The organism is Virgibacillus sp. MSJ-26 (assembly GCF_018918075.1).
In the GTDB taxonomy this organism is placed as follows: domain Bacteria; phylum Bacillota; class Bacilli; order Bacillales; family Amphibacillaceae; genus MSJ-26.
This window is the reverse complement of sequence record NZ_JAHLPW010000018.1, coordinates 35,984-58,433: the sequence shown is the minus strand read 5'-3', so window position 1 is coordinate 58,433 and position 22,450 is coordinate 35,984. Positions and strand designations below refer to the sequence as shown.

The window sequence follows — 22,450 nt, the reverse complement described above, 5'->3', positions numbered from 1 at the left end:
TGCTCGTCCCACCGAAAACCATTTCTCCCGCTGGAGTCTCCGTGTTTTTTCCTCCGCTAATTTCAGCGTAATATCATTGTACAGAAAAAATCTATAATAGATCAAACAACATTAAATAACTTTAATAGTTTGGGTGAGCGCAGGGCGGTGACTAAAGAAGAATGAACTGTAATTCTTCCCAGTCCGCGGAAAGCATCCGCCCGGAGCGATCCCAGACGGTCGTGACCCACTTGCTTTGAAAGCAGCCCTTTAATTAATGCACAGTTTATGTAAACAGTTGTTTAGTTTTTCTACTATCAAGAAAGTGAAAGTAATATCATTATCAATAAGGGGTAATAGAAGTGAATCAAAGTGTGATTAGAGCCCTTTCATTATTGAATTTATTTACAGAAGAAACGCCTGAGCTGACATTGAAAGAACTAGCGAGTAAAGCCAGTCTACCTAAACCAACGGCATACCGATTATTAACGACGCTTGAAAGGCTGGATTATCTGTATAAAAGTAAAGAAAATGAACATGACAGCCGTTATCGCTTAGGTTTAAAGTTGCTTGAGTTGGGGGAGCTAGTGTCAGGTCAGTTAGAAGTCAGGGGGATAGCCCTTCCTTTTATGAAACAACTTGGTCGAGAAATTAATGAAGTGATCCATCTTGTCATCGTCTACCAAAATCGAGCGACATACATTGAAAAGGTAGATAGCACAAGACCACTTAGATTAAATACTCGGGTAGGAAAAAGTACGCCGTTATATATCGGCTCAGGACCGAAACTACTTCTTGCCCATATGCCGACAGGAAGACAAAAGGAAATCATTGAAAGTGAACCACTTAAACCATACAAAAACAATCAACAACTAAAACCCGACGAACTATGGAAGGAACTATCAATTATCAGAACAAAGGGATACGCTTATAGTGTTGGAGAGCAGGATTTAGATACAACTGGTATTTCTTATCCTATCTATGATTTTCGAAATGAAGTGAGTGCCTCTTTAACAGTCAGCGGATTGTCACGTTACTTTGAAGGAGAGCATTTATCACATATTAAAGAGCAAACAAAACAGACAGCCCTTAAAGTCTCAGAGAAACTGGGGTATCAATTAGTAGAAGAACAACAAAGATAAAGGGAGAGATGGCATGAATACGGTATTTATTGCTGGCTATGCAAGACTACCAGCGGGAATGGCAGCAAAAAGTGTATATGACACCTTAACCATCACAGCAGAAATTGATAAACATTACGGTGTGATTGTTGCAGCCAATTGTACGTTAGCGACCGAACATGGACGTAATTATGTTCAAAATTTACTAAGGGGGTATAGTTTACAAGATGGCATAACTACACCAGTTGCAGATGTGAATAAGCATTATCTAGGTAAAGCTGGTAACGCCATAGCCTCTGCTTTAAAAGACCTGCATAAACAATATGAGAACTATGTGAAAGAAAAAAGCGCCTCATCTGAATAACTGAAGATATGTTCAGGAATATAGAAAATACAGTAGGGCGTGACAATCTATATCCCAAGGAATTTTCAAGATATTCTTTTACAAACATCAATTTAAATTCATAACTATATTTAGCCATATAAAAACACCCCAAAAGTCAGATTCTCACTCTAACTTTTGGGGTGCGGCACCCGTTCCCCTCTTTTTTTGTACCCTAATCGATTCCAATCGAGATAAACTTCTGCTCTAGAAATTCTGCCATGCCGTGATGGCCACCTTCTTTCCCGTTACCAGATTGTTTAATCCCGCCAAACGGTGCTTCGGGAGCACCTGGGAAGACATCATTCACGCCAACAATACCATAGTTTAGACGCTCAGAAACTCGCAAACTACGACTTGTGTTCTCTGTGAAAATATAGGCGGCTAAGCCATAGTCCGTATCATTTGCCTTAGCGATAACTTTATCTTCATCGTTAAATGGTTGGATAGGAAATAGCGGGCCAAAAGTTTCTTGGTTCATCACAATCATGTCGTCGGTAACATTTGAAATGACGGTTGGTGGATGGAAGTAGCCTTCTAGCTTAAGAGAAGCAACGGATTTATCTCCACTATATTCAAGTTTCGCACCTTTATTAAGTGCATCTTTTAAATGATTTTTCACTTTAACAACGGCTTGTTCATTAATCAGTGGACCAAGCTCTATGTCGTCATCTAAACCTGAACCTACTCTCATATTTTGAACTTCTTCTTTTAATCGGTTCGTAAATTCATCGGCAATCGATTCGTGAACATATAGTCGATTAGCGCAAATACAAGTTTGTCCATTGTTTCTGAATTTGCTTGCGAGTGACATGCTAACTGCTTTATCTAAATCTGCATCTTCAAAAACAATGATAGGTGCATGACCTCCTAATTCAAGAGAGACTTTCTTAACATGATTAGATGCTTCACGCATGAGATATTTACCGACATTCGTTGATCCCGTAAACGTTATCATGCGCACTTTTTCGTGTGTTAGTAATTCTTTTCCGATTGCTTCCGCATCTCCGGTTACAAGGTTGACAACCCCTTTGGGAAACCCAGCTGCTTCGAAAATTTTAAAGATTTCAATCGCCGATAATGGTGTTTCCGGTGAAGGTTTTAAAACTGCGGTACATCCGGCGGCTAGGGCTGGTGCTAATTTTCTAGTAATCATCGAACTTGGAAAATTCCATGGAGTAATGGCACCCACAACGCCAACAGGTTTCGGTAAGACAAGCATCCGTTTTGACTTTACTGAAGAAGGTATCCATTCACCATATCCCCGACTTGCTTCTTCTGCATACCAAAGTAAAAAATGTGCTGCTCCTTTTACTTCACCGACCGCTTCCTTTAATGGTTTTCCCTGTTCCATTGTCAAAATTTTTCCGAGTCGCTCGGCATCATCTAACATTAGCTCAGAAGCTCTATATAAAAACTTTGATCGCTCACGACCAGTTAATTCACTCCACTCCAAAAAAGCAGTGTCAGCCGCTTCAATGGCTTCTTTCGTTTCCTGTGATCCACCATACGAAACGTCGGTGACAGGTTCAAGTGTTGCCGGATTATAAATTGTTTCGACTTTAGTCGGATCGATTTTTTGCCATTCGCCGTTAATAAAGATACTTTCTGTTTGTTTTTCTATCATTCTATAACCTCCTTGAAATGATTCACTAAAACAAGTCTATCGCACGAGTAGTCTAGTAAACAACTACTGTGCGATAGAAAATAGTTATAAAGGTGTTTATTTCACTAACTCTTTATCATCCCATGCAGGGAGCATATTATTAAGTGGCTTATCTTTGCGATAACCAAGGGTGTATTCAGCCTGCATAACCGTGTGGATTTCACGCGTTCCTTCGTAAATAACTGGAGCTTTTGAGTTTCTGAGATAACGCTCAACAGGATATTCATTAGAATAACCATATGCCCCATGGATTTGTACAGCATCATCGGCTGCTTTATTAGCGAAATCACAGGCTTGCCATTTTGCGAGGGAAGTTTCTCTTGTATTGCGTTTACCTTGGTTTTTCAATTCACCAGCACGGTAAACAAGAAGACGACTCATTTGGAAGCCAGCTTCCATATTGGCTATCATCTGCTGAACGAGTTGATGTTTTCCGATTGGTTTGCCAAAAGTCTCACGCTCATGACAGTAATCAACACTTGCTTCAATACAGGCCATGATTTGCCCAACAGCTCCTGCGGCAACAGTGAAACGGCCATTGTCAAGTGAGGCCATTGCAATTTTAAAACCTTCACCTTCTTTACCAAGTAGATTTTCTTTAGGCACTTTTACATCTTCAAAAAATAGCTCGCCTGTGTTACCCGCACGAATGCCGAGCTTACCTTTTGTTGCTTTAGATGAAAAGCCATTCCATTCTCTTTCCACGATAAAGGCTGAAATTCCGTGGTGTTTCTTGGATTTGTCTGTATAGGCAAAAACTAAGAAATGATCGGCCGTATCACAAAGTGAAATCCAAGTTTTTTGCCCATTCAAAATATAATGGTCGCCATCTTTTACAGCTGTTGTTTGTAGGGCAACGACGTCTGATCCTGCTCCAGGTTCAGTCAATCCAAATGCCCCAACTTTTTCTCCCTTAGCTTGTGGGATGAGGTATTTTTGTTTTTGATCTTCAGATCCCCACTGAAGAAGGGACATACTGTTCAAACCAGTATGGACTGAAACAGCAGTACGAAAGGCAGTGTCTCCACGTTCAAGTTCTTCACATACAATAGCAAGCGCATTGTAATCCATACCACTTCCGCCATATTCTTCAGGGATACAGACTCCCATTAATCCTAAGTCGGCTAGTTTATCCATAATGGACGGATCAAAGGTTCCTTCCTGATCCCATTCTCCGATATTAGGCATAATTTCTTTATCAACAAAATCTCTCACTGTCTTACGTAGCATGGTTTGTTCTTCTGTAAATTCAAAATTCATCTCATCATCTCCTAAATGTTTTTTAAAATTTAAATAAATATTATTAGCGCGTACTTCCACTTTTATTTTTCAATTGGTCTAAAATGTCATCATTATGCTCACCGGCATTAGGCGGGTGCCTTGTAATTGAAACCGGCGTGCGAGAAAGTTTTAATGGGCTACCTATCATTTTTATTGATCCAGCAGTAGGATGGTCGTAATCGATAAACATCTCTCGCGCTTGTAGTTGTGGATCTTGGGCGACTTCGTCTAAAGTTTGAATCGGCCCGCATGGTATATTGTGTTGGTCACATTTCTCCTGCCAATAATCTGTTGGCTCAGTTAGAAAAGCATCTTGTAGTAAAGGGATTAACATATCTCGATTTTCAACGCGATTTGGATTCGTTTTAAAACGTTCATCCTCGCTATATTCCGGCTTATTAATAAGCTTGCAAAGCATCTTAAACTGATTGTCGTTGCCTACAGCAATAACCATCTCCCCGTCCATGGTTTTAAATGTTTGATAAGGAACAATGTTAGCGTGATGGTTACCGAGACGCTCAGGAATGTCGCCTGACATAAGATAATTGCTACCAATATTGACGAGCGCACTTACAGCTGAATCATATAAAGAAATATCTAACTTTTGTCCTTTACCAGATTGGGTTCTCTCAAGTAGTGCACCTTGAATTCCAATCGAGGCATAAAGCCCAGTTAAAATGTCAGTAATAGCGACGCCGTATTTCTGCGGGCCTGATTTTTCATCACCCGTGATGCTCATTAATCCACTCATAGCTTGGATGATGAAGTCATATCCAGGCATATCTTTGTTTGGCCCTGTTTCACCAAAGCCGGTGATAGAACAATAGACGAGTTGTGGGTTAATTTTAGATAATGTTTCATATTCTAAACCGAATTTTTCCATTGTCCCTGTTTTGAAATTATTAATAATCACGTCACTATTTTTGACCAATTCTTTAATAATCTCGACGCCTTCAGTTGATTTTAAATCGACGGTGATACTTTTTTTATTGCGATTGGCACAGAGGTAATAAGCGCTAACTTCGTTTTTAAATGGTGGTCCCCATTTGCGTGTGTCATCACTGCCACCTGGTGCTTCGACTTTAATCACTTCAGCTCCAAGATCCCCTAAAGTCATGGTACAAAAGGGGCCGGCAAGCACTCGAGATAAATCGAGAATACGAATATGTTTCAATGCACCTGACAATTCATTCACTCCTTTTTATTACAGGATAGCTGCTATATAAATCCTCTTCAAAATTCGCGGTAAAATTTAGGCACGAAGGTAGGCCATATAGCCAGTCATTACCCGTTTATTCAACCAATATTCTGTTGGGGCAAAATACAATTTCCTGCAAAATAAAGATTCAATTTATAGTCTATGCAGTAAGATATGAAACTAGTAAATATAAAAAGCCAGTTCAACTACAACACAGCAAAAAAGCGTGTTGAATTGAACTGGCTTATATCTGTTGATTAAGGCGTTTAAGCGCCCTTTGAACAGATTAGGCAGTATTTTAAATTATTGGTCTTACAATACTCATATTATTTCTAAAAAAGTCATGTGGTTTAAGTGCGGAAACACCTTAACATGATTCGTTAATATACAGTATAGTATATTCTGAAATATTTGTAAATGTTTTTATGAGAAAAGATTTAAGACGTCATTAGCAAAGAAGAAAGGGGGCTGGGACAAAACTAGGTATTGGTTATTAAATGACAAACATTTTTAAGTGAGCGTTATTAGCCTCGGAAAAATACTTCGCTGTGTCCCATCCTCTTTTAATTACTTCGCTGCTTTTTGTAATTTGGAAATCATTTTAATGGCTTTGCCTGTGCCGATTGCTACGGCTTCAAGTGGATTGGGTGCAATGTGGACGGGAACGTCGATTTCTGATGCAAGCCAGTCTTTCATTCCTTTTAATAATGCGCCTCCGCCTGTTAAAACAATACCGTGGTCGACAATATCACCACTTAATTCGGGTGGGCAAGTCTCTAAGGTCGCGCGGATTGCCTCTAAAATTCGTTCAAGTGACTCTTTAATTGCACTATAGATTTCTTGAGATGAAATAGTGATTGTTTTAGGCAAACCGGTCACCATATCTCGTCCGCGTATATCCATCTCTTGTTCTTCGTGATCTTCATAAGCGTAACCAATTTCCATTTTTACACTTTCAGCTGTCCGTTCACCAATCATAATATTGTATGTTTTACGGACATATTGAACGATTTCTTCATCTAATTTGTCTCCGCCAATGCGAACAGAATTGGATGAAACGACACCACCGAATGAAATAATCCCCACTTCTGCTGTGCCTCCACCGATATCAACAATGACATTAGCAATTGGTTCGTCAACTGGTAAATCACTACCGATGGCAGCAGCGACCGGCTCTTCAATAATATGAATGTTTTTAGCACCATAACTGGCAATCGCATTATGGATGGCCCGTCGTTCAACAGCAGTACTTCCTGTTGGGGTACAAACGATAACAGTCGGCTTTCTCACGGACAGTCCCATCTTTTTACTCACACGCTTCAATAGCTCTTTTAACATTTGAGCGGTGACATCATAGTCAGCAATAACTCCCTCTTTTAAAGGTCGGATAGGCACAATATTTCGTGGGGTTTTCCCAATCATTTCTTTAGCTTCAGCCCCGACGGCGACAACTTTTTTAGTATTAATGTCAATTGCCACGACACCTGGTTCATTTAAGACAATACCTTTAGATTTTGAATAGATTAATATATTTGCAGTACCTAGGTCAATTCCAATTTCTTCTGTAGAAAACATGTTTATCCTCCATTGTTGACAATTTTCCCTATCTATAGATGTTCTTTTATCTACCTTTTTATAAGGGGGTAGATAAACTAAAAATACATGAAAAATATGGTAAACGATATAATTACTTTTTCACACTATAAGAAACAATACTATTACCGTAAACCAATACTGGCACTGAATCAAGTGACGTTTTCATTACAAAACAGCTCTGCTTGTAACATAGCATTAGAGTTCGAAAGGGTGTCAATATCTTTTTTTTTACAACTGTTGGACTGATACGAAGAATTTTCCTATTAAACCATGAATTAGCTAACGAGATACATAGATAAAATAAGGTTTTATCCTGTGAGAATCTTTTAAATCTAATTTTATTTAACACTGGAAAAATGCTCCTATTATATTACAAAAAAGCCGTGATATAGTTATGTTGTACCAAAAAACAACACGAAGGAGTGTAAGGAAATGCTTAAGAAAATTGGAACAGCAAGTGTTCTATCAGCAGCAATATTATTTGGAGGGGTATTTACTAGCTCTGCAGCATCAGTAAGTGATCAATCTCCGAATCTATCATATAATAAAGTACATACTTACTATTTTCTAAATGGTAAGTGGCATGAGGAGACGGGAAGTCATTTAAGTGATCTCTTCAAAAACTGTTTTCCAGGTTTAGATATAAAATGGGATTTCAACAATGATAAAAATGAAAATGTTGAAAAACCTAATAATGATAAAGTAGAAGAATCACCACAGCAGCCTGAGACCGATACGCCAGAAGAGAAATCTGAAGAAGAGCAAACCCAAACACCTGTAGAGAATACTGATAAAGAAGAAGTTGAAAAGCCAGTTGAAAAACCAGAAGCACAGCAGCCAAATCAAGAAGAACCACAACAAGAGCAAGAACAGCCTAACCAAGAATCAACATCTCAACTTAGTCAATACGAACAAGAGGTTGTTGAATTAACTAATAATGAACGTGCTAAATATGGCTTAAGTCCATTGGAAATAGACACGGAACTAAGCCGTGTAGCAAAAGAAAAATCAAATGACATGGCTAAAAATGGTTATTTTGATCATAATAGTCCTGTATATGGTTCGCCATTTGACATGATGCAGAGTTACGGAATTTCTTATCGTACAGCTGGAGAAAATATCGCTAAAGGACAACGTACTCCGCAAGAAGTTGTTAACGCGTGGATGAACAGTGAAGGTCACCGTGCAAACATCCTAAACGGGGATTACACCCATATTGGAGTAGGGTTTGTAGAACAGGGTAATCACTGGACACAACAATTTATTGGAAAATAAAATAAGAGATTTTAACCGCTGAATGTGCTGCACATTCAGCGGTTTTTTATTAAATAGTAAACTTAACATCAATTAAATCACTTCTTTTTGATCAGTAACATTGGCCCCTCCCGCTTGGCAAGGCAAAGTCAGTACATTGCTAGCCCGGCGTTTTAACATTTGGTCATCATCATACAGGCAAGCTCACTTGATCATCTTCTATGGTTCAGTTGAACAATCTAATAAACAAGGTATAATTATATTGTTGGCAAAGGAGGTCATCAAGATGTTTTTTACTATCATGATATATACGTATGCCACATTACTCGTTTTAGGTAGTTTGTTTCCATTATATAAAGCTAAAAAGTTATCAAAAAATAACAGTGGGAGGCAAGTAGATGAGATTATATTTAAAACACCAAAGATGGTCTCGCAAAAAGTGTTGAATAAAATAGGATCAACCGTTGATGTAAAAGGAAATGAAAATTTACCGGATGGGGCTGCTCTATATGTGGCGAACCATCAAGGTTTATTTGATATCTTAGTATTACTCGGCCATTTAGATAAACCTGTTGGTTTCATTGCGAAAAAGGAAATTCAGCGTTTGCCGATTATCAATAAATGGATGGAACTTTTATCATGCGTATTTATGGATAGAAGTGACCGGCGCCAATCAGTTAAAGCCATTCAAAAAGGGATCAAGAGTTTACAAGATGGCCATTCGATAGTCGTTTTTCCGGAGGGGACCCGGAGTAAGACAGGTAAACTTAGCCCGTTTAAGTCTGGTAGTTTTCGCTTAGCAACACGTGCGAAAGTACCGATTGTTCCACTGGCAATTGATGGAACGAGTCTGATGCTCGAAGCGAATGATGGAAAGGTGAAACGAGCAGAAGTTTCAGTGACAATAGGAAAACCTGTTTATCCTGAAGAATATGAAAGTAAAACGAATGGTGAACTAGCGAACGACTTAAAAACATCAATTGAAACCATGTTAATTAAGCATGGAAAAGTAATAACACCTGAACCAATCATATACGAAGACTCACTTGAACAACAATAAAGTAAAACCATAAAAGACGTTTGAGACCCAATCAAACGTTTTTTTATCTAATAAATGAGTACTGTGTTTTCTTTTTGTTGCTACTTGCTTTTCTTTCGTATATATTTTGAGTAAATAAAGAAATTAAATTCACATCATTGACTTATAAATATAAGGATATTTTTAATATATATAAGTGACTGGGGGTTACGTGATGGTACAAGGTACGGCGAATTTTAATACGGAACAAAATAAAGAATGGCTTCAGGAATATGTCGATGACTGGGTTTCTTTTTACCGTAAGCATACGAGTGAAGGGGAAGTTGCTTCATACATACCTTTATTAAAAGAAGCTAATCCAGAGCATCTAGGTATTGCGATATTAGGTAAAAATGGAATGGAAATTAGATCGGGAGATGTGGATATTCCGTTTACTATTCAGAGTGTCTCAAAGGTGATAAGTTTCATCGTCGCATGTATGGATCGAGGAGTATCGTATGTACTTGACCGGGTTGATGTAGAACCAACTGGTGAAGCATTTAATTCAATTATGCATTTAGAAATGAAAAAGCTAGATAAACCATTAAATCCATTTATCAATGCAGGGGCTATTACAGTGACCTCCATGTTAAAAGGAAAAACACCAGACGAAAAATTTAAAACGATAATAGATATATTAGAAAAAATGCTCGGCTATCGTCCATCTATTAACACAGAAGTGTACGAATCCGAGCGGGATTCATCCATGCGTAATCGTGCTATCGGCTATTATTTACTTGAAACAGGTTCTTTGGAATCCGATATGAATATGACTTTAGAAACATATTTTAAACAATGTTCCATCGAAATAACGGTTGATGATTTAGCTCGTATCGGCCTGATTCTTGCTAATGATGGTATGGACCTTGATTCTTATGAAGAAATCATTCCAAGACAAATCGCACGGATTACGAAAGCGTTGATGCTCACTTGTGGGATGTATGACGCGTCAGGAAAGTTTGCAACCTACGTAGGAATCCCTGCTAAAAGTGGCGTGTCTGGTGGAATTATTGCTTTATCTCCAGCTAGAGTGAGAGAAGAGAATTTACCTTTTATCGATGGATGTGGTATCGGTGTGTATGGGCCCGCTCTTGATAAGCAAGGCAACAGCGTGGCAGGCATAAGGCTTTTACGACATATCGCTTCTCAGTGGGATTTAAGTATTTTTTAGTTGATACTGACCGATATTTCGGAACTAGAGGGAGGCTATAAATATGTGCGGTAGGTATACTTTACTTGCTGAAGAAGTTGAGATTTTAAGAGAATTTGGGCTTTCAAGTCCTATTAAAAACTATGAGGCAAGCTACAATATCGCTCCAGGACAAAATGTACTAGCCATTATCCATGATGGTGAAGAAAAAAGAGCTGGGTATTTAAAATGGGGTCTCGTTCCCTCGTGGGCTAAAGATCCGAGAATAGGCTATAAAATGATCAACGCGAGAAGCGAAACAGCAGATCAAAAACCCAGCTTTAAAGATCTTATGGCAAGGAAGAGATGCTTGATTGTGGCTGATAGTTTTTATGAATGGAAAAAGACCGACGACAGCAATCAACCTAAACGGATTCAATTACAAGATCGTCGTCTGTTTGCCTTTGCAGGCCTTTGGGATAAATGGCAACAAGGTGATGAACAATTGTTTACTTGTACCATGCTAACTAAAGATGCGAATGATTTTATGCGAGATATCCATCATCGCATGCCGATTATTTTGCCAAAGGATATGGAAGATGAGTGGATTACCCCTCGACAAATCCAACCAGCCAGAGCAAAGCAATTTATTCAGCAAATTAATATGGACGAGATGAAGGCTTATGATGTGGATACTTATGTAAATGCGGCTAAAAATAATGATGAAGCCTGCATTGCACCGCTCAATTAAAAAGCAAAACACATCCTTACGTGAATATATCACTATTTACGTATATAATGAGATTGCACAACATATAACAAAAGGAGAGGTACTCAATGGGTAAGCGTAAACTAATTATTGGAGTCATCGTAGGAGCAATTGCTGGAGGATTAACAACATTATTCGATTCTGAAGCACGAGCTTATACAAAGAGTAAATTAAACCAAGCTAAAGCGACAACTGGAAACTTGGTTAAAAATCCATCACAAACAGTAGGAGATATTCGTTCCACAGTTGACCGAATCAACAATACGGTAACGGGTAGTCTTGAAAAAGCAATCAACACTCTAAATGATGTTGAAGAATCATTAGAGACGATCACGGGTAACACCGACCATATTGAATATTAAGACGTGGTCGATTGAAAGTGGGAGAATATCGTGAAAACCATTGTTTATTTTAGTAAAGAACTGTATAAGCGAGTGATAGATGGTGACTATTTCGGTCTATCGGCTCAACTTGCTTATTTTTTCCTGCTATCACTTTTCCCACTTTTATTATTTAGTATCACGTTGCTAGGTTATTTGCCTTTAGATGAAGAGATTCTTTTGAATTTACTCGGATCAGTAGTTCCGACAGAAACCATGGATTTCATTAGTTCAAACCTTGCAGATATCGTCAATAACCAAAATACGGGTTTATTGTCTTTTAGTATAATTGGAACATTGTGGTCGGCATCCAATGGTGTGAATGCGATTAGAAGGGCATTAAATCGCGCTTATAATGTGGAAGAAGATCGTTCCTTTTTCATTGCTCGCCTCGTAGCTATTTTGATGACCGTTTCGATGATTGGTGTCATTGTCATCGCTATTTTACTTCAAGTATTAGGTAGGAGTATTGGCATATACTTATTTTCTTTATTTGGATTGACTGAAGATTTTATTCAAATCTGGGACGCACTGAGATGGAGTATATCTTCACTTGTGTTTTTTACTGTCTTTTTATTCGTCTATAAGTTCATACCAAATCATAAAATTTATTTCAAAGAAGCAGCATTCGGGGCTGTTTTTTCCACGTTATGTTGGCAACTCGTCTCTTATGGATTTTCATTTTACGTTGATACGTTAGGGAATTATTCTGCCACTTATGGAAGCCTAGGAGCTATTATTATTTTAATGATTTGGTTTTATATATCTGGATTCATTATTATTCTAGGTGGCGTTATTAACGCGATACGAGAAGATTTCACGCATGTGAAGAAAGAATAATAAGTCGAGAAAGTTATATTCGTTTGGACAGGACGATAAAATAATAAATCCGAACAATTTTGAGTTCGCTTTGTAGAAAAGGCAAAAAAGTTGTTCGGATTTTTACTGTTTACCAGGAACTATTAACATTAAAACCACTGCTCCCGAGCAGTAACATTGATCCCCCCCGCTTGGCGGACCGCAGTTCGTACGTTACTAAACGAGTGGCCCGCATTTTTGTACTATCCATACATTCAGTCTTATTTCAATAATCTCAATCCGTTTAGTATAACTAATATGGTACTCCCTTCATGTCCGATAACACCTAGGGGCATATCGATGATTTGGAGGAAGTTGCTTAAAATTAAAACAGCAATGATGCTGAGTGAAAAGATGATATTTTGTTTAACAACACGGCTCATTCTTTTAGAAAGATCAATGGCATTTGTCATTTTATTCAATTCATTCTTCATTAAAACAACATCTGCTGTTTCTAATGCTACGTCAGTTCCCTCACCAATAGCGATCCCGATATTAGCGGTGGCTAAGGCTGGTGCATCATTAATTCCATCGCCAACCATAGCTACATTTCCGTATTCTGCATTTAAACTTTGGATATGCTCAACTTTCTCTTCTGGCAAGCAATTGGCTATATAGCGATCTACACCGACGTCTTGAGCGATGGCTCTCGCTGTCAATTCATTATCACCTGTTAACATAACAGTATATATTCCTTTTCCTTTAAGTGTTGTTATTGCCTGCTTGGCGCTCTCTCTAACAACATCTTTTAAACCAAATGCGGCAATTACTTTTTCCCCCGCTATCACACAAACTACTGTTTTTCCTTCATTTGCAAGTTTTGAGGTGATTCCTTGCTGAAAGTCGTCAATTAGTTTCTCGCCTATAAAATCAGGTTTCCCTATTTTCCATAGTTCACCATTAATTAATGCGGAAACACCTTCACCACTATGCGTTTTCATGTTTTTAATTGAGACGTTATGTTCTTCAAGCTGAGGAGCACTAAAGGTAGTTATAGCTTTCGCAAGGGGGTGAGTTGATTCTTTTTCAATAGCCCCGATACTGGCAAGAACCTGGTCTTTATTTAAATCTTCACGAAAATAGGCGTCAGTTACAACGGGTTTTCCTTGAGTGAGTGTACCAGTTTTATCAAAAGCAATCGCTTTTGTTTGACTTAAGCTCTCGAGATGTACGCCGCCCTTAAAAAGAACACCATGTTTCGCATTATTAGATATAGCTGATAAAGTAGCGGGCATAATGGAAGCAACTAGAGCACATGGAGAAGCCACTACCAACAAAATTAATGCCCGATAAATGCTGTCAGCTAAAGACCAACCAAAAATGAAATATGGTAAGAACATCATAATTACAACGGAAATGAGGACTATATTAACGTATTTTCCCTCAAACTTTTCAATAAAAAGTTGAGAAGGTGATTTTTCATCTTGAGCTGTTTGAACAAGTTCAATAATTTTTTGGAAAAGAGTTTCTGATGCTGGTTTAGTAATTTTTACAGAAATAGTCCCATTAAGTGCAACTGTGCCCGCAAACACTTCTTGATTTTGATCCTTATTAACGGGAATCGATTCACCAGTAATGGTACTTTCATCAACAGTTGTTGTCCCTTTGATAACAATCCCATCTGCCGGGATTCTTTCACTTGCTCGAACTAAAATAATATCATTAACTACAAGTTCAGATACTGGTATAGTTTCTTCTCCTTCTTTGGTAATTAATAGCGCCTTTTCTGGTTGTAACTCCATTAAAGATGAAATTTCTTTATTACTTCTATTTAATGTATAGGTTTCAAGAGCGCCAGATAAAGCGAATATAAAGATAAGAATAGCTCCTTCAGTCCAATAACCAATAATTGCTGCACCTATCGCGGCAAAAATCATCAACATTTCAACATTCAATTCTTTATTGGCAATTGTTTCTTCAATACCTTCTTTTGCCTTATAAAATCCACCAATTATATAAGCGAGCAAATTTAAGCTAATCCAGACAGGTGTAGAAACAAAATCTACAAAAATCCATGCCATTAACACGATGAACCCACTTAAAAGAGCAGCAAATAGTTCGAGATGAGGAGAGACATTACGTAAAAGCTTCTGTGTAAATTGATTTCTTACGGGTTTGTTTTTTGAAGGTGAATCAGGGATATTCATTACCATTATCAATTCCTCCTATTTAATTGATAATAATTATCATTGTCATTAGCGATTATTATGTTTATATTCAATACATACAAAAATATTATCCGGATCAACAGATTATAATAATTATTATATAGTATACATTTTAATTATATAGTTACATGGGTCGAAGTCAAGATGTTTTATATAAAATTCACGTATTTTTCAAAGAAGGTAAGAAGCTTAAAACATCGCTAGATATCGATGACAAAGTGAAATTAGCAAATAGTGAGAATTAAACACAGAATGACGTTCAAGAAATCAGGATAAATCAATGTTGCCATGATAGTTATGTTGTTTTCATATGTTATAGTTTCCCAAACAAAAAAGGACACCTTCTGATAACTATAAAGTAGAAGGTATCCTTGTATATGTAAGAAGCAAAGGTAATGTGGAAAGCTTGTTGGAATTTTTCAGGCATCAACCAATTCTTTACTAGAGCTGTCTTGTTTAAATGCAATAAGTCCAAAAAGGATCACGAGCATAAACGTGATAACGTAGAAGAAAGATAGATTGGGAAAGTATTGAACAAACACTCCACCTAAATATGGTCCGCCGATACTACCGATACTAAAAGCAATACCACATAAAATATTACCTGCAGGGAGAAGTCTTGATGGTAATAAGTCTGTCATGTACGAAACACCGAGTGAAAATAGCGAGCCGACAAACATACCCGCCAAAATGAAAAGAATAAATAATGCCATGACAGATGTTTCAAGAAATGTTGTGATGAAAAAACAGAACGCTCCAGCACTAATAACAATCATCAGTGTTTTTCTCCTGCCGATTTTGTCACTTAACATGCCTAAAGGAAGTTGGGATATTAAACTTCCTGCTGCAAAACATGGAATAATTAATGCTAACATATCGACATCATGACCAATTCTCATGCCATAAATCGGAAAAATGCCGTGTAATGTGGCTTCAAGAAAGCCATACCCTAGTGGAGCAAGTAAGGCAATCCAAGAAATCTTCGCCGCATCTTTAAATCGACTGAATGAATTTGATGTTTGTAGAGAGCTTTCATCTTCTTCGGGCCAACTGTTTCTTACAAAAAACATCATGGACCAGACTAGTAAGCTCAAGAAAGCTGAAACAATAAACGGTAATGCTTCATTAACACTTAAAAGACGTGTCATCAAAGGACCTAGCGCGAAGCCGAGACCAAACGCAAGTCCATATAAAGCGATGTTTCTTCCACGAGTTTCTTTTTTCACTGTTGTTGTAATCCAAGTTTGTGATCCGAAATGTAACATATGATCGCCAATACCGACAGTCATCCTTAAAATAAACCAAAACCAAAGAGCATTCCATAAAGGGAAGAATGCGAGAGAAAGAATAACCAAGCCCCCACCCACTAGAATCATCGGTTTAAAACCAAATCGTTGTAATGGTTTTTCCATAAAAGGAGAAGCTATAAGGACGCCAATATATAAACCTGTTGAATGCAAACCATTTACTGAAGATGAAACACCATTTTGTTCCAGAATAATCGCAAGTAAGGGCAATAACATCCCTTGTGAAAATCCTGAAATAGTTACTAAACCGATTAAAATCCAAAAACGATTTTTTGCAGACACCATCGATGTTTCCCCCTAATTCATTTAAAAATCATATAATCTTAATACTAAATGTTTTAGAATAAACGTCAATTAGCAAAACTTATTTTCCATTTTTCTTAACAGTGGATTAATTATGCTTTAAAATGGTTACATAACTAAATGTGAGACTATAATAGGGGAGTGTAAAAAATGAATGAACTAACTTTTTACTCAAAGAATATTGGTATGCGAACAGAACTGGGTTATGGAGAACTTAATGTTTCAGGAGATGAGGAGCATGGCTTTCGTCCATTCCAGTTAATGGTGTCCTCAATCGTAGGCTGTAGTAGTGGCGTGTTTCGAAAAATATTAGAGAAACAGCGAGTGACGATTGAAGATTTGCAAGTCCAAGTAAAAGTAGAACGTAATCAAGATGAAGCAAATCGAATTGAAAAGATGACAATTAATTACATTATTAAAGGAAGACATCTTGATCAAGATAAATTATACAAAAGTTTAAACATTGCTAGAAAAAATTGCGCAATGGTCCAGACGGTTGAAAATTCGATAGACATTGAAGAAACTATTGAAACAATCGAATTAAGTATGTAAAATATTAAAATGTTCACGTATAAAATCCCTGTGCCCGATAAAACTAAACATAAAAAGAAAGGGCTGGGCATATGGAAAAGCACAAATGGACATTCGTTGTTCTAATTATATTAGTGATGACTATACTCGCACCAACACAAGTTTTTGCTAAAGAAAAAGAAAAGAAGAAAGAGGAGAAAACAGAGGAAAAGTTAATACCAAATCATGTCATGCCTATTTCAAAGGAGAATACATTTCCTAACTCAAGTGAAGATCAGGAGGTCGTCGAACCGAGCGACATGACGAAAGAATTGCTTGATGATTTAAAAATACCAATTGAAAATCCAGATTTAATCAAGCAGTTAAATGAAAGTACTATAAAGCCGTCACCAGTCGCTATTGGTTATAGAGGTATGGTATTCTTGGGACGTTGGCCGCTCCATTATGAGTCTGAAGAAACAACAGTAAATTGGGAATATCAGAAGGTAAATGTTAATGAACTGAATAATATTGGTGGAGATGCACCTCAAACAATAAAGTATAACCAAGAAGAAGAAAAAGAAGTGAAAGGTGCATTAACGAATAAAATCTCTTCTCCAGGTAACGTGAAAAAAATGATGTTGTTAACCGCCAAATCCAATACTGAATTACCACTTTCTTACGAAGCAGTAATCGGAAAAGGTACAAAGAAAGATAATGCGTATAACGTTCCCGTAAAGAAATTCGGATACTTGGATACCTACGCACCAGCTGTTAATGAAAAAGGGCATGTTACATTTGGTGAAGTGTATATTGAGTTAAAAGGATCCAAGAAATCGCTTGTTGTAAAAAATGTAACGAAACAAGGGATAGGAGCCTGGATTCCTGTTCAAGATCATTTATCCTTTCATTTTAAACTTAAAGATTAACAATAATTTATAACAGCTTTGAATATGATAAATCAAAGCTGTTATTTTTTTGTTTTATATCATTGACTTTATTACTTTAATGCTTTATCATGGTAAAGTAATTGGAGGAGGAGATAATTTTGGAATGGGTTGTTATTGTTTCAGTTCTAGTTATGGTTATCTTAAGTTTATTCCGTGTTAACGTTGTTCTATCGATTATTATAGCAGCATTAACTGCAGGGTTAATGTCTGGTTTATCGCTTGTTGATTCTGTTAAGATGCTTGTTGATGGCATGGGCGGGCAGGCTAATACAGCACTAAGTTATATATTGCTTGGAGCTTTTGCCATTGCTATCAGCTACACGGGCATTACTACTCTTTTGGTCAATTATTTAATTCGCGTTTTAACGGGTAAGAAAACAATGATGGTATTGGCAATCGCCGGTGTAGCATCGTTATCTCAGAATTTAGTTCCTGTTCATATTGCATTTATTCCTATTTTAATACCACCTTTATTAAAGCTTTTTGATGAGATGCGGTTAGATCGCCGAGCTGTAGCGACGGCCTTAACATTTGGATTAAAAGCACCATACATTATGATCCCAGCAGGCTTCGGGCTTATATTCCATGGTGTTATAGTTGACGGCATGACCCAAAATGGAGCGAGCCTAACGATGGCAGAAGCTGCTAAATCCATGTTAATCCCTGGCTCAGGCATGATTGTTGGTTTACTTATCGCTGTCTTTATTACTTACCGAAAAGATCGTGATGCAACACCTGGAGCAGGAGGATTTGAAGGCATTGCAGACCCACCTGACACCAAAAAAGTTACCTTCAATAAAAATCACGCTTTAACTATTGTAGCCATTGTAGCTGCGTTAGTGGCACAGATTATTACAGATAACTTAATTATTGGTGCATTGACCGGGTTAATATTAATGTTTGCTTTCATTGTTGTGCCATTTAAACAAGGTGATAAAATTGTCGCTGAAGGAATCGGTATGATGGGGACAATTGCATTTGTTATGCTTGTTGCTTCTGGATACGGAAATATATTAACAGAAACCGGTTCTGTAGATTCGTTAGTGGAAATGACTTCTGGCATGTTGAGTGGCAGCAAATTTATTACGGCTCTTATATTATTAATTGTTGGATTGGTAGTGACTTTAGGTATTGGGTCCTCATTTGGTACCATCCCGATATTAGCAGCTTTATACGTTCCAATTTGTTTAGCAGCAGGTTTTTCACCGCTTGCTATTGCAACATTACTAGGGACAGCAGGGGCACTAGGAGACGCAGGATCTCCAGCAAGTGACTCAACCCTTGGACCAACCGCTGGCCTGAATGCTGATGGAAAACACAATCACATTTGGGATACCTGTGTCCCAACCTTTCTACACTTCAATATTCCATTATTTATTTTTGGTTTAGTTGGAGCGATGATTCTATAAAAAAATCACCCTCTCTTTTTATGAGGGTGATTTTATAATTATTCAACTTTCCCCTCAATAGAATAAGTTCAAATAGTGAATAGGACCTGAGCTTATAGTTCGTCTAATCATCTTCTTGCTAATCCGATTAAATGGGACTATTTCTAAAAGCGAACTATATTTTCCGGTGAACGATCAAGACAGCTGTTCCACAAAAGATATATAATGCGGAAGACAGTAGATTTCATTTCTCCCCAACCTTATGGAAAATAGTATTAAACTATCGCTACGGAAATACATTTCGCTTTCCAGGGGCGCTTATGAAGAATTGTAGTTCATTCTTCTCTGCTGGTGAGCCTCCGAATGCTAAAGCATTTCGGGGTCTCACCGAAGCCTCTGGGACTGCGCGTGAATGCTCGCCCCACCGAAAACCATAGCTCCCCTAGGAGTCTCAATGTATCTCCGCTAGAAAATGATTCCTGATTCAAAATAGAAAGCTGACGAATAGGTATAGAAAAACAACATAGTGACTCTAGTAGACAAAGTTCCATTTATAATCATGCTTAATATGCGGGATGAGTCCGTCATAACATCTTGTAATCCTTTTTTAGCGTAGTGTTTATTTCCGTAGCGTTGGTCTAGCACTTACCCATCATTTAGAGATATGAGAAAATCCTATACATAGTATTAACTTATCTTCGTAAACTATAGTTTTGGAATTATCGGCAGCAAGATATGTGAAGGGTAAGACTTGTCATGAAATATGATCTGTGTAGCTTGAGATGTGCTGCCTGTCCGCTGATTCACATCAAAATGTGGATAGTTACTTGAGGCAATTTCAACCCGAATTTTATGGCCAGGTAAAAACACATTGCTGGTTGACCATAAATCAATCTCATAACGCGTTATCTCACTAATGAATTTATTTTCACACATAGAGTCATGCCAATGTTTCGCCCGAATGATGCCATCCGTTAAATTATATGCGTCACCATTTGGGTGGACATCAACGAGCTTTGCTGTAAAATCAATATCTTCAGCATCCGTTGTTGCCCATAAAACAACTTTAATAGGTCCGGTAACCTCAACTGGCTCTTCAAGCTGCATTGAAGTGAAAATGAGCATATCTTGCCTTTCCTCAATCAAACTTTGATTTTTTGGACCAGACGTTTGTATTCCACGGTAAAGGGTTTGCCCACCTTGAGTAGGTACCGGATTATTTGGATTATGCTTGTAAGTATCTGGAGGCTCACTCTCAGGTTCAGTCATGCTCAGAGTTCCGTCTCCGTAGCGTGAATTGGCATAACCATTACTGTGAAAATAATAATGTGTATATTTAGTTCGCTTAAGCGGCCATTCATATTCATCACGCCACTCATTAATCCCCATCACAAAAATGCTTATCGGTGGCTCAACTTCTATTCCCGTTAGTTTACCTTTAAGCCAGGTATCAAACCAACGTAAGTGGAGGCTCGTTAAATCTTCTTTACCTTTTAAAAAGCCTTCTGATGCTTGCATGCCGAAATTTAAATCTCCAATGGTATCTGAAAAATTCCCATGAGTCCATGGCCCAATCATCAATTTATGAGGGGAATTTGATGTTTTTTTCAACCGTATAAAATTCTCAATGGTAGGTTTGAGAAAATTATCGTACCATCCAGCGAGATGGAAGGCAGGCACCTTTATATCTAAATGATTGATTTTACTCTTGTTCCAAGTGGGGTTATTAGTAGAACGATTTAATAAGTCTGCGTAAAAATCAGCTACATTTAAATCTCTAAGTAAGTCCCAGTTTGGATCCACTTCTTGAAATGAGGATTCCAAGTTATTTAGAGCCTCAGCCCAATGTTCTAGTTTATCTTGATAATGCTGACGACTCGTGTATTTTCTTTTTAATAAATCTGGAACGATTGATTCAAGCGTCCATGTTTTTAGAGAAGCTATTTTTTGAGCTCCATCGTGGAAAAGCATGTCATTCTGAAAGTCATTTGGTGACATGGTTGGAAAGATTGCTGTTAAACTTGGTGGTTGTTCAGCTGCTGCAATAAGTTGGGTAAAACCGTAATAAGAGAGACCAAACATCCCGACTTTTCCTGAGGAATAGGGAAGAGAGGCAGCCCATTCAACGGTATCATAGCCATCTTCCACTTCATTTTCAAAGGGGAAAAATTCTCCTTCTGATGCATAGCGTCCACGAACATCCTGAATCACAATGACATAACCATGTTGAACTAAGCGGTTTGTATCCAAGTACCGGTGAGAATAAAAAGGATCACTTTTATTATATGGAAGTCTTGTTAATAAAACAGGAAAACGACCTGGTTCGTCAGGTCGATAAACATCTGCATATAAAATCGTTCCGTCGCGCATTTCACATGATATATTTGTTTCTAAAATAATGTTTGAATTTGTCATACTATTCACCCTAACGATGTCCCTAATCTGGATTAGACAGCTTCAGTAGATTGCTTCACTGTTTTAGACCCTCCAGGCATGAGGCTTCTCTCAATCCAAGCCATGCCAAGATCCGCCATGACAGCCATGAGTGCTGTTGGAATCGCACCAGCAAGAATAATCGCCGTACCGTTGGAGACGTTCGTCCCACGAATAATGATATCTCCTAAGCCGCCCCCACCGATGAAAGCACCAATAGTTGCAATACTTATTCCAATAACTAAGGCTGTTCTGATTCCCGCCATAATAACAGATAGTGCAAGGGGGAATTCAACCATATAAAGAAGTTGGAATTTTGTCATTCCCATACCACGGCCAGAATCAATCAAAGCCTGATCAACATTTCGAATACCTGTATAGGTGTTCCGAACAATTGGAAGGAGGGAATATAAAAACAAAGCTGCGACAACCGTATTTGGGCCTAATCCGACAATAAGCATTAAAACGGCTAACATAGCTAAAGCAGGTATCGTTTGAATAACATTCGTTACGGAAAACACCCATTTGCTTAACTTTGCGTGACGGGCTATGAAAATTCCAACAGGTATCGCGATAATAGCTGCAAACAAAACTCCATAAGCCGACATTAGGAAATGTCTGTAAAATTCTTCCCACACATACGAATAGTTTTGTGCATAATAATTCCATAGTTCAGTTAATGTTTCCATTTGTTTCACCT

At 37.9% G+C, this 22,450-nt stretch carries 19 protein-coding genes; 11 read left to right on the top strand and 8 right to left on the bottom strand.

Annotated elements, in window-relative coordinates; translation table 11 throughout:
- Positions 1-341 precede the first annotated feature (341 nt).
- Positions 342-1,121 (top strand): IclR family transcriptional regulator, encoded by a 780-nt coding sequence (locus KQI49_RS15265; RefSeq protein ID WP_216490372.1) that lies wholly within the window; start codon positions 342-344, stop codon positions 1,119-1,121.
- A gap of 13 nt (positions 1,122-1,134) precedes the next feature.
- Positions 1,135-1,464 (top strand): DUF3870 domain-containing protein, encoded by a 330-nt coding sequence (locus KQI49_RS15260; protein WP_216490371.1) that lies wholly within the window; start codon positions 1,135-1,137, stop codon positions 1,462-1,464.
- Between the two features lie 193 nt (positions 1,465-1,657).
- On the opposite strand, the gene KQI49_RS15255 is transcribed toward KQI49_RS15260, so the two are convergent.
- The 4 genes from KQI49_RS15255 to mreBH all read right to left on the bottom strand — a co-directional run bounded on the left by KQI49_RS15255 (position 1,658) and on the right by mreBH (position 7,202).
- Positions 1,658-3,109, bottom strand: coding sequence for an NAD-dependent succinate-semialdehyde dehydrogenase (locus KQI49_RS15255; RefSeq protein WP_216490370.1), 1,452 nt, complete (start codon positions 3,107-3,109; stop codon positions 1,658-1,660).
- Positions 3,110-3,205: 96 nt separating this feature from the next.
- A complete protein-coding gene (locus KQI49_RS15250) occupies positions 3,206-4,408 on the bottom strand; it encodes an acyl-CoA dehydrogenase family protein (RefSeq protein ID WP_216490369.1) in 1,203 nt (400 codons plus the stop codon).
- Positions 4,409-4,451: 43 nt separating this feature from the next.
- Entirely contained in the window at positions 4,452-5,615 is a 1,164-nt protein-coding gene (locus KQI49_RS15245; RefSeq protein WP_216490368.1) for a CaiB/BaiF CoA transferase family protein, read from the bottom strand.
- A gap of 579 nt (positions 5,616-6,194) precedes the next feature.
- Complete coding sequence (gene mreBH, locus KQI49_RS15240) at positions 6,195-7,202, bottom strand: rod-share determining protein MreBH (protein ID WP_216490367.1); 1,008 nt, start codon at positions 7,200-7,202, stop codon at positions 6,195-6,197.
- A 453-nt stretch (positions 7,203-7,655) separates the two neighbouring features.
- Between mreBH and KQI49_RS15235 the strand changes: the two genes are divergently transcribed.
- The 6 genes from KQI49_RS15235 (at position 7,656) to KQI49_RS15210 (ending at position 12,673) form a co-directional block, all read left to right on the top strand.
- Entirely contained in the window at positions 7,656-8,498 is an 843-nt protein-coding gene (locus KQI49_RS15235; RefSeq protein ID WP_216490366.1) for a CAP domain-containing protein, read from the top strand.
- Positions 8,499-8,763: 265 nt separating this feature from the next.
- Positions 8,764-9,537, top strand: a complete 774-nt coding sequence (locus KQI49_RS15230) for a lysophospholipid acyltransferase family protein (protein WP_216490365.1) — start codon at positions 8,764-8,766, stop codon at positions 9,535-9,537.
- Positions 9,538-9,730: 193 nt separating this feature from the next.
- Positions 9,731-10,726 (top strand): glutaminase, encoded by a 996-nt coding sequence (locus KQI49_RS15225; RefSeq protein WP_216490364.1) that lies wholly within the window; start codon positions 9,731-9,733, stop codon positions 10,724-10,726.
- Between the two features lie 43 nt (positions 10,727-10,769).
- Entirely contained in the window at positions 10,770-11,435 is a 666-nt protein-coding gene (locus KQI49_RS15220; protein WP_216490363.1) for an SOS response-associated peptidase, read from the top strand.
- Between the two features lie 86 nt (positions 11,436-11,521).
- Positions 11,522-11,815: a YtxH domain-containing protein gene (locus KQI49_RS15215; RefSeq protein WP_216490362.1), complete on the top strand. Its 294-nt coding sequence runs from the start codon at positions 11,522-11,524 to the stop codon at positions 11,813-11,815.
- Between the two features lie 30 nt (positions 11,816-11,845).
- The gene (locus KQI49_RS15210) at positions 11,846-12,673 is read left to right on the top strand and encodes a YihY/virulence factor BrkB family protein (RefSeq protein WP_216490361.1); all 828 of its coding nucleotides are present in this window, start codon (positions 11,846-11,848) and stop codon (positions 12,671-12,673) included.
- A 239-nt stretch (positions 12,674-12,912) separates the two neighbouring features.
- Here the strand turns inward: KQI49_RS15210 and KQI49_RS15205 are convergent, their stop codons facing one another.
- Entirely contained in the window at positions 12,913-14,838 is a 1,926-nt protein-coding gene (locus KQI49_RS15205) for a heavy metal translocating P-type ATPase (protein WP_216490380.1), read from the bottom strand.
- Positions 14,839-15,278: 440 nt separating this feature from the next.
- On the bottom strand, positions 15,279-16,451 hold the full coding sequence (locus KQI49_RS15200; protein ID WP_216490360.1) for an MFS transporter: 1,173 nt from the start codon (positions 16,449-16,451) through the stop codon (positions 15,279-15,281).
- A gap of 168 nt (positions 16,452-16,619) precedes the next feature.
- Here KQI49_RS15200 and KQI49_RS15195 point away from each other — a divergent pair, with 168 nt between their 5' ends.
- The 3 genes from KQI49_RS15195 (at position 16,620) to KQI49_RS15185 (ending at position 19,338) form a co-directional block, all read left to right on the top strand.
- The gene (locus KQI49_RS15195) at positions 16,620-17,021 is read left to right on the top strand and encodes an OsmC family protein (RefSeq protein WP_216490359.1); all 402 of its coding nucleotides are present in this window, start codon (positions 16,620-16,622) and stop codon (positions 17,019-17,021) included.
- Between the two features lie 71 nt (positions 17,022-17,092).
- Positions 17,093-17,908 (top strand): YfkD famly protein, encoded by an 816-nt coding sequence (locus KQI49_RS15190; RefSeq protein WP_216490358.1) that lies wholly within the window; start codon positions 17,093-17,095, stop codon positions 17,906-17,908.
- A gap of 119 nt (positions 17,909-18,027) precedes the next feature.
- A complete protein-coding gene (locus KQI49_RS15185) occupies positions 18,028-19,338 on the top strand; it encodes a Na+/H+ antiporter family protein (protein WP_216490357.1) in 1,311 nt (436 codons plus the stop codon).
- Between the two features lie 684 nt (positions 19,339-20,022).
- Here KQI49_RS15185 and KQI49_RS15180 read toward each other — a convergent pair.
- Both KQI49_RS15180 and KQI49_RS15175 read right to left on the bottom strand, forming a co-directional pair.
- Positions 20,023-21,732: a CocE/NonD family hydrolase gene (locus KQI49_RS15180; RefSeq protein WP_216490356.1), complete on the bottom strand. Its 1,710-nt coding sequence runs from the start codon at positions 21,730-21,732 to the stop codon at positions 20,023-20,025.
- Between the two features lie 32 nt (positions 21,733-21,764).
- Positions 21,765-22,439 carry an ABC transporter permease gene (locus KQI49_RS15175; protein ID WP_216490355.1) on the bottom strand — a complete coding sequence of 225 codons (675 nt, stop codon included), beginning with the start codon at positions 22,437-22,439 and terminating at the stop codon, positions 21,765-21,767.
- Between the last annotated feature and the right edge of the window lie 11 nt (positions 22,440-22,450).